This window comes from Streptomyces sp. NPDC055506, assembly GCF_053643595.1.
The window spans coordinates 1-8,087 of the sequence record NZ_JBSHKH010000212.1 but is presented as its reverse complement, the minus strand read 5'-3'; the positions used below and the strand labels follow the sequence as shown (position 1 = coordinate 8,087).

At 71.1% G+C, this 8,087-nt stretch carries 6 protein-coding genes and 1 pseudogene; 4 read left to right on the top strand and 3 right to left on the bottom strand.

Annotated elements, in window-relative coordinates:
• Positions 1-32: 32 nt before the first annotated feature.
• Positions 33-1,301 carry an extracellular solute-binding protein gene (locus ACWIF2_RS39155; protein WP_454366285.1) on the bottom strand — a complete coding sequence of 423 codons (1,269 nt, stop codon included), beginning with the start codon at positions 1,299-1,301 and terminating at the stop codon, positions 33-35.
• A 400-nt stretch (positions 1,302-1,701) separates the two neighbouring features.
• Here ACWIF2_RS39155 and ACWIF2_RS39150 point away from each other — a divergent pair, with 400 nt between their 5' ends.
• Positions 1,702-2,736 carry a LacI family DNA-binding transcriptional regulator gene (locus tag ACWIF2_RS39150; protein WP_382499389.1) on the top strand — a complete coding sequence of 345 codons (1,035 nt, stop codon included), beginning with the start codon at positions 1,702-1,704 and terminating at the stop codon, positions 2,734-2,736.
• Positions 2,737-2,832: 96 nt separating this feature from the next.
• Positions 2,833-3,717 carry a phosphatase PAP2 family protein gene (locus ACWIF2_RS39145; RefSeq protein WP_454366283.1) on the top strand — a complete coding sequence of 295 codons (885 nt, stop codon included), beginning with the start codon at positions 2,833-2,835 and terminating at the stop codon, positions 3,715-3,717.
• Here ACWIF2_RS39145 and ACWIF2_RS39140 read toward each other — a convergent pair.
• Entirely contained in the window at positions 3,714-6,722 is a 3,009-nt protein-coding gene (locus ACWIF2_RS39140; RefSeq protein WP_454366282.1) for a bifunctional [glutamine synthetase] adenylyltransferase/[glutamine synthetase]-adenylyl-L-tyrosine phosphorylase, read from the bottom strand. The two genes, ACWIF2_RS39145 and ACWIF2_RS39140, sit on opposite strands and share 4 nt — an antisense overlap.
• 189 nt (positions 6,723-6,911) lie before the next feature.
• Between ACWIF2_RS39140 and ACWIF2_RS39135 the strand changes: the two genes are divergently transcribed.
• Positions 6,912-7,424, top strand: coding sequence for a pyridoxamine 5'-phosphate oxidase family protein (locus ACWIF2_RS39135; RefSeq protein ID WP_454366280.1), 513 nt, complete (start codon positions 6,912-6,914; stop codon positions 7,422-7,424).
• 45 nt (positions 7,425-7,469) lie between these two features.
• Positions 7,470-7,916: a VOC family protein gene (locus ACWIF2_RS39130; RefSeq protein ID WP_454366278.1), complete on the top strand. Its 447-nt coding sequence runs from the start codon at positions 7,470-7,472 to the stop codon at positions 7,914-7,916.
• Here the strand turns inward: ACWIF2_RS39130 and ACWIF2_RS39125 are convergent.
• A pseudogene (locus tag ACWIF2_RS39125) lies at positions 7,897-8,087 on the bottom strand (hypothetical protein); the annotation flags it as partial. The gene ACWIF2_RS39130 and the pseudogene ACWIF2_RS39125 overlap by 20 nt on opposite strands.

Below are 8,087 nucleotides of genomic sequence, written 5' to 3'. Positions count from 1 at the left end.
CCCCCCGAGGGGACCCGGCGGCCACGCGGCGGTCACTTGGAGAAGTCCGGCACCAGCTTGGTGATGGCGGTCTCGGCGTCACCGAGGCCCTTGTCCAGGGACTCCTTGCCACCGGCGATCTCGATCAGCTCGTCGTCCAGCGGGCCCCACAGGGAGCTGTACTCGGGCAGCGCCGGACGCGGCTGGGCGGAGGACAGCACGCCCTGGTAGCCGGCGATGCCGGGGTCGGCCTTGACCTCGGCGGTGTAGGCGTCCTCGCGGGTGGGGAGCGTGGAGTTCTTCAGCGCGATGGTCTCCTGGGCCTTCGCCGAGGTCATGAAGTTGACGAACTTCATCGAGGCCTTCTGGTGGGCCGCGTCGGAGCCGGCGTAGACGGAGAGGTTGTGGCCGCCGGTCGGGGCGCCCGCCTTGCCGGTGGAGCCGGCCGGGACGGTGGCGATGCCGAGGTTGTTCTTGTCCTTGAAGGCGGAGCCCTTGTAGAAGTTGGTGATCTCCCACGGGCCCTGGACGATCGAGGCGACCTTGCCGCTGACGAACGCCTCCTGGATGTGGGCGTAGGCGTCCGCGGTGGTGTCGGCCTTGTGCAGGCCCTTGCCCTTGAACAGGCCCTGCCAGGTGCCGTAGGCCTTCTTGGCCGCGGGCGAGGTGACGGTGATCTTCTTGGCGTCGACGTCGACGGTGTCGGCGCCCTCGCCGTAGAGGAAGCTCTGCGCGTAGTAGGCCTGGGTGGAGCCCCAGTAGCCGTCGACGCCGGTCTTGTCCTTGATCGTGGCGGCGGCCTTCTTCAGGTCGTCCCAGGTCTTGGGTGCCTCGACGCCGGCCTTCTTGAACAGGGCCTTGTTGTAGACGAGGGCGAGGGTGTCCGTGGTGAAGGGGACGCCGTAGGTCTTGCCCTCGTACTTGGCCTGCTCGATCAGGCTGGGCTGGAACTTGTCCTGCTCGGCGAGGGCCTCGGTGCCGTCGAGCGGTGCGAAGAAGCCCTTCTTGGCGAAGGCGGGGGTCCAGCCGACCTCGGAACGCAGCACGTCGGGGGCGCCCTTGGAACCGGCGGCGGTGTCGAACTTGTTCTGCGCCTGGTCGAAGGGGACGTTGACGTAGTTGACCTTGATGTCCTTGTGGGCGGCCTCGAACTCCTTGACGAGGGCCTGGTACGTCGGTGCCTCGTTGGTGGCGTTGGAGGTGTCCCACCAGGTGATGGTTACCGGGCCGTCGGCCTCGTCGCCGCTGTCGCTTCCGCCGCACGCCGTCGCCGCCAGGGCGAGGGACGCCACCAGCGCGGTGGCCGCTATGCCACGCCGCATGAGTTCTCCTTGAGGGTCAGCCCGTTCGTGCTGCCGACTGCGCCGTTGGCCGCCGGGCGTCGGTGAGATTAGCCGCGCTTCAAGGACTTGCGAAAGACCTTGCAGCAAAAACTTGCAAGCGGTGCCGATGGTTATCCCGCCGTGACCTCCTCTCGACCGCCCCGCAGCCTTGATTTCCGGCTGTTCGGCGGGGAGTCGGACAGTTGTGCAAGACTCTGCAAGCACTTGCCATCCGTTTCCGTCGGGGGAATCATCCGTTGCGGATCGGACGCCGGCCACGACCTCTTCTCGACTTTTGGGGACCGCGATGACCCAGCAACCCGCAGCCGGCCGTGGGACGGCACGCACCAGGCGTCCCGTCGGTGTGCAAGGAGATCCCCGGCCGCTACAGTCCAGTGCTGTGACCACACGGCTTGCCGACATCGCCGCCCAGGCGGGGGTGAGTGAAGCGACTGTCAGCCGCGTCCTCAACGGGAAGCCGGGCGTCGCCGCCACCACCCGCCAGTCCGTGCTGGCCGCCCTCGACGTGCTGGGCTACGAACGCCCGGTGCGGCTGCGCCAGCGCAGCGAGGGCCTGGTGGGCCTGATCACTCCGGAGCTGGAGAACCCGATCTTCCCGGCCCTGGCGCAGGTCATCGGCCAGGCGCTGACCAGGCAGGGCTACACCCCCGTTCTCGCCACCCAGACGCCGGGCGGTTCCACGGAGGACGAGCTCACGGAAATGCTCGTCGACCGGGGGGTCGCCGGCATCATCTACGTCTCCGGGCTGCACGCGGACACCACCGCCGACATGCAGCGCTACGACCGGCTGCGCGCGCAGGGTGTGCCGTATGTGCTGGTCGACGGTTTCTCGCCGAAGGTGCAGGCGCCGTTCATCTCCCCCGACGACCGTGCCGCGATGAGCCTGGCGGTCACGCACCTGGTGTCCCTGGGGCACCAGCGGATCGGGCTGGCCCTGGGGCCGAAGCGGTTCGTGCCGGTGCAGCGCAAGATCGAGGGGTTCGTGCGCACGATGCAGGACCAGTTGGGCCTGGGCGCCGAGGCCGTGGAGACGGAGCTGGTCCAGCACTCGCTCTACACCCTGGAGGGCGGCCAGGCGGCGACCACGGCCCTGATCGAGCGGAACTGCACGGCCGTGGTCTGCGCCAGCGACATGATGGCGCTGGGCGCGATCAGGGCGGCCCGGCAGCTGGGCCTGGACGTGCCGAAGGACATCTCGGTGGTCGGCTTCGACGACTCGCCGCTGATCGCCTTCACCGATCCGCCGCTGACCACGATCCGCAAGCCGGTCCCGGCGATGGGCCAGGCGGCGGTGCGCACGCTGCTGGAGGAGATCGGCGGGACCCCGGCCCCGCACAGCGAGTTCGTGTTCATGCCGGAGCTGGTGGTGCGCGGATCGACCGCTTCGGCACCCGGGGATCGCGGTCGTTCCTGACGTCGTGGCCTGATCTCGCCGTTGGGAGAACATGCGGCACGGGCCCGGCCGAGGGATGATCGGTGAGGAAGTCCTTTTCTGGCAGACTTTGCGCCTATGGGTGATACGACCGTGACGAAGCCGGAAGGCCTGGAATCGGCCCTTCCGCAGACCGTTACGGCCGAGAGCGGCCCGGGTTCGCAGCACCGTCCGCGCACCCCGCGCCGGCCCCGGTTCTGGTTCGAGATCCTGCTGATCGCGGTGAGTTACTGGACGTACTCGCTGATCCGCAACGCCGTGCCCGAGCAGAGGGCCGAAGCACTGCGCAACGCCGACTGGATCTGGCAGGCCGAGCACCAGCTGGGCATCGCCGTGGAGGAGTCGGTCAATCACACCGTGAACGCGGTGACTTGGCTGATCATCGGCATGAACTACTACTACGCGACGCTCCACTTCGTGGTGACGCTGGGTGTGCTCGTGTGGCTGTTCCGTCGGCACCCCGGCCGGTACGCGGCGACCCGGCTGGTGCTGTTCGCGACCACCGCCGTCGCCCTGGTCGGCTACTACCTGTATCCCCTGGCGCCTCCGCGCCTGATGAACGGCAGCGACTTCATCGACACCGTCATGGTCCACCAGACCTGGGGATCGATGGCCTCCGGCGACCTGAAGCACATGTCCAACCAGTACGCCGCGATGCCGTCGATGCACATCGGCTGGTCCCTGTGGTGCGGCCTGACGATCTTCGCGCTGGCGTCGGTCCCCTGGGTGCGGGTGCTGGGCCTGCTGTACCCGACGCTGACCCTGGTGGTCATCGTCGCCACCGCGAACCACTTCTGGCTGGACGCGGTGGGCGGCCTGCTCTGCCTGGCCTTCGGATTCACGGTGGCGAGGCTCTGGTACGGCACCCAGCCGTACGCGCTGCCGCGCCTGGTCCCGGCGAGATCCGCCTCGCCACCCGGGCACCGCGTGCGGGTTCGAGCCGGCCGCGGGCCGTCGGCCTAGCGCTCCGCCACCCCGTAGAACAGTTCCTCCACCACGCCCCGGGCCCTGCGGGCCGTGCGGCGGTAGGCGTCGAGCATGTCGCCCGCGTGGCCGGGGCCGTACCCCAGGTAGCGGCCGACCGCCGCCAGTTCGCGGGGCTCGGTGGGGAACGTGTCGCCGGCCCGGCCGCGGACCAGCATCACCGCGTTGCGTACGCGGGTCGCGAGGACCCAGGCCTCGTCCAGGGTCGCGGCGTCCTCCTCCGTGATCAGCCCGGCCGTGCGGGCGGCGGCCAGGGCCTGGCGGGTGCGGGTGGTGCGCAGGCCCGGCTCCGCCGAGCCGTGCCGCAGTTGCAGCAGCTGCACGGTCCACTCCACGTCGGACAGACCGCCCGGGCCCAGCTTGGCGTGCAGCTTGGGGTCGGCGCCGCGCGGCAGCCGCTCGGACTCCATCCGGGCCTTGAGCCGCCGGATCTCGCGTACGGCCTCGTCGTCGAGCCCGTCGGCCCGGTAGCGCAGCGGGTCGATCAGCTCGATGAACCGGCGGCCCAGGTCCTCGTCCCCGGCGACGGGCTCGGCCCGCAGCAGCGCGTGCGACTCCCAGGTCAGGGACCACCGGCGGTAGTACGCCTCGTACGACTTGAGGGTCCGGACGAGCGGCCCGGACTTGCCCTCGGGGCGCAGGTCGGCGTCGATGAGCAGGGGCGGGTCGGCGCTGGGGATCTGGAGCAGGCGGCGCATCTCCGAGACGACCTTGTTGGCGGCCTGCCCGGCCTCCTGCTCGTCGACGCCGTCCCGGGGCTCGTGCACGAACAGCACGTCCGCGTCGGAGCCGTAGCCCAGCTCGTGCCCGCCGAAACGGCCCATGCCGATGATCGCGAACCGGGTGGGCAGACTGTCGCCCCAGCCCTCCCGCACCACGGCCCGCAGGGTGCCGGCGAGCGTCGCCGCCGTCAGGTCCGACACCGCGCCGCCGACCTGGTCCACCAGCGCGCCCTGGTCGGCCTCGGCGGGCTGCTCCTCGGTGCCGTAGGAGCCGACGATGTCGACGGCGGCCGTACGGAACAGCTCGCGGCGGCGCACCCCGCGTGCGGCGGTGACCGCCTGGGCGGCCCCGTCGGCCCGTTTCACGGCGGCGAGTATCTCCTGCTCCAGATGGGTGCGGGAGCGCGGTTCCAGACCGCCGCCGTCCCCGTCGCCGAGCAGCGCCACCGCCTCCGGGGCGCGCATCAGCAGGTCGGGCGCGAGCCGCCCGGCGGACAGCACACGGGCGAGGTTCTGCGCGGCGGCGCCCTCGTCCCGCAGCAGCCGCAGGTACCAGGGGGTCTTGCCGAGGGCGTCCGAGACCTTGCGGAAGTTGAGCAAGCCCGCGTCCGGGTCGGCGGAGTCGGCGAACCAGCCCAGCAGGACGGGCAGCAGGGTGCGCTGGATGGCGGCCTTGCGGGTGACGCCGGAGGCCAGCGCCTCCAGGTGCCGGAGGGCGGAGGCCGGGTCGGCGTAGCCGAGGGCGACCATGCGCTCCCGGGCCGCCTCGGGCCTGAGCCGGGCCTCTCCGGAGGCGAGTTGCGCGACCGCGTCGAGCAGCGGCCGGTAGAACAGCTTCTCGTGCAGCCGGCGTACGACGGTGGCGTGCCGGCGCCACTCGCGGTGCAGGTCGGCGACGGGGTCGGCGCGCAGGCCGAGGGAGCGGCCGATGCGGCGCAGCTCGGCCTCGTCCTCGGGGACGAGGTGGGTCCGCCGCAGCCGGAACAGCTGGATCCGGTGCTCCATGGAGCGCAGGAAGCGGTAGGCCTCGTCGAGCTGGGCGGCATCCGCGCGGCCGACGTAGCCGCCGGAGGCGAGGGCCTTGAGCGCGTCGAGGGTCGTACCGCTGCGCAGGGAGGTGTCGGTCCTGCCGTGCACCAGCTGGAGCAGCTGCACGGCGAACTCGACGTCCCTGAGGCCGCCCGGGCCCAGTTTGAGCTGGCGGTCGACCTCGGCGACGGGGATGTTCTCCACGACCCGGCGGCGCATCTTCTGCACGTCGGGGACGAAGTTCTCGCGCTCGGCGGCCTTCCACACCAGGGGCTGGACGGCGGCGACGTACTCCTCGCCGAGAGCGAGGTCGCCGGCCACCGGGCGGGCCTTGAGCAGCGCCTGGAACTCCCAGGTCTTGGCCCAGCGCTGGTAGTAGGCGAGGTGGCTGGAGAGGGTCCGTACGAGCGGGCCGTTTCTGCCCTCGGGCCGGAGGTTGGCGTCCACGGGCCAGATGGAGCCCTCGACCGTGGTCTCCGAGCAGATCCGCATCATGTGCGAGGCGAGCCGGGTCGCGGCCCGCACGGCCTTGGTCTCGTCGGCTCCCTCGGTGGCCTCCCCCACGAAGATGACGTCCACGTCGGAGACGTAGTTGAGCTCGTGGCCGCCGCACTTGCCCATCGCGACGACGGCGAGCCTGCACAGGGCGGCGTCCTCGGGCGCGGCGGCCTCGGCGAGACCGAGGGCGGCGCGCAGGGTGGCGGTGGCGAGGTCGGCGAGCTCGGCGGCGGACTCGGCGACGCCGGTCGTGCCGCACACGTCCCGGGCGGCGATGGACAGCAGACAGCGCCGGTAGGCGACGCGCAGGGAGACCGGGTCGGTGGCCTCCGCGAGGCCGGCCTCGAACTCCTCCACCCCGGGGTGCAGGTCGTACGCCTCGTACATGACGAGCGCCTGCCAGTCGCCGGGGTGCCGGGCGAGGTGGTCGGCGAGGGCGGTGGAGGCGCCGAGCACGCCGAGCAGCCGGTCGCGCAGCGGCTTGGCCGCGATCAGCGTGTCGAGCAGTTCCCGGCGGGCGCCGGGGTTCGGCTGGGCCTCCAGCAGCCGGACGAGGCCGAGCAGCGCGAGATCGGGGTCGGCGGTCCCGCCCAGCGCTTCGAGCAGTACCGGGTCGTCGCGCAGGGGCACGAGTTCGGCACTGTCCAGGAGCCGTTCGGCGGCTGAGGCGTCGGTGAAGCCGTGCCGCAGCAGCCGTGTGAAGGTACTGCTCCTGCGCCCCGGCGCCGCCGTCATCCCGGGCCTCCCTCGGACTCGCGTCGGTCTTGCTTCGGTCTTGATTCGGTCTTGCTTCGGTCTTCTTCGGATCAAGGTCGTACGGCTTTGAGCGTAACCGCAGAGCCCGGGTCAGGCTCCGATGAGTTCGGTGGACGGACGGGGTCTGCCCTGTGAAGCGGGGGAAAGCGAGAGGCCGGGAGGACACTCATGACCACCATGCACCCCGAGACCAGGCTGGACCGCCGCTACAGCGACGAGAAGGCCACCGCGACCGACTGGCAGGAGGCCGAAGCGCGGCTCACGGCGGCGGAGCTGTTCTGGATCACGACGGTACGACCGGACGGGCGCCCGCATGTCACCCCGCTGCCGGCGATCTGGTCTGACGGCGCCCTGCACTTCTGCACGGGCCCGGAGGAGCGCAAGGCGCGGAACCTGGCGGAAAACCCGCACGTCGTGCTCACCACCGGCACGAACACCTGGGACAGGGGCTACGACCTGGTGGTGGAGGGCGAGGCGAGGCGCGTGACCGACGACGCCCGGCTACGCGAACTGGCCGCCGGGTGGGAGGCCAAGTACGGCAGTTTCTGGCACTTCGAGGTACGGGAGGGCTATTTCCACCACGGCGCGGGGCACGCCGCCGTCTACGCGGTGGCGCCGCGCACGGTTTTCGGCTTCGGTAAGGGGGAGCCGTTCAGCCAGACGCGGTGGCGGTTCGCCTGAGCCGTAGTCCGACGCCCGACGGATGCCTGACGAAGGAGTCACGCCATGGACTTCACTCTCGAAGTGATCCCGCTGCCCGTCACCGACATCGACCGCGCCCGGGACTTCTACCGGGACAAGGTCGGCTTCCACGTCGACATCGACCAGGAGGTCATGCCCGGGATGCGGATCGTCCAGCTGACCCCTCCGGGTTCCGGCTGCTCGATCGCGCTCGGCGAGTCGATCTGGGAGATGACACCGGGCCCCACCCCGGCCCCCGGCTCGTACCAGGGCCTCCAACTGTGCGTCGCCGACATCAAGGCGGCCCACGCGGAGCTCGTCGAACGCGGCCTCGACGTGTCGGAGCCGGTCCAGTACACGCCGGACGACGGTGCCACGTTCATGCACTTCACCGACCCGGACGGGAACGGCTGGGCGATCCAGGAGTACCGCCGCCGGGCGACGGAGCCGCTGCATCAGCTGCTGGCGGACCTCAAACGCCAGGAGGCCTGACCTCGGCGGTCGTCAGGCGCGTGACCGCCAGCCGTGTCAGCTCGCGGCTCTGCGGCTCGGTGTCGAGGGCGCGGTGCAGGGTCAGGCCCTCGATGAGCGCGTCCAGCTGACGGGCGGTGTCCGCTGCTCGCTCCGGGCCTGTCACACGCCAGGGGGCCGACGGTCCACGAC

Bases quoted from the DNA above. Each gene is read 5' to 3' on its own strand.
- ACWIF2_RS39155 (WP_454366285.1), bottom strand. From the start codon at position 1,301: ATGCGGCGTGGCATAGCGGCCACCGCGCTGGTGGCGTCCCTCGCCCTG.
- ACWIF2_RS39145 (WP_454366283.1), top strand. From the start codon at position 2,833: ATGGGTGATACGACCGTGACGAAGCCGGAAGGCCTGGAATCGGCCCTT.
- ACWIF2_RS39140 (WP_454366282.1), bottom strand. From the start codon at position 6,722: ATGACGGCGGCGCCGGGGCGCAGGAGCAGTACCTTCACACGGCTGCTG.
- ACWIF2_RS39135 (WP_454366280.1), top strand. From the start codon at position 6,912: ATGACCACCATGCACCCCGAGACCAGGCTGGACCGCCGCTACAGCGAC.
- ACWIF2_RS39130 (WP_454366278.1), top strand. From the start codon at position 7,470: ATGGACTTCACTCTCGAAGTGATCCCGCTGCCCGTCACCGACATCGAC.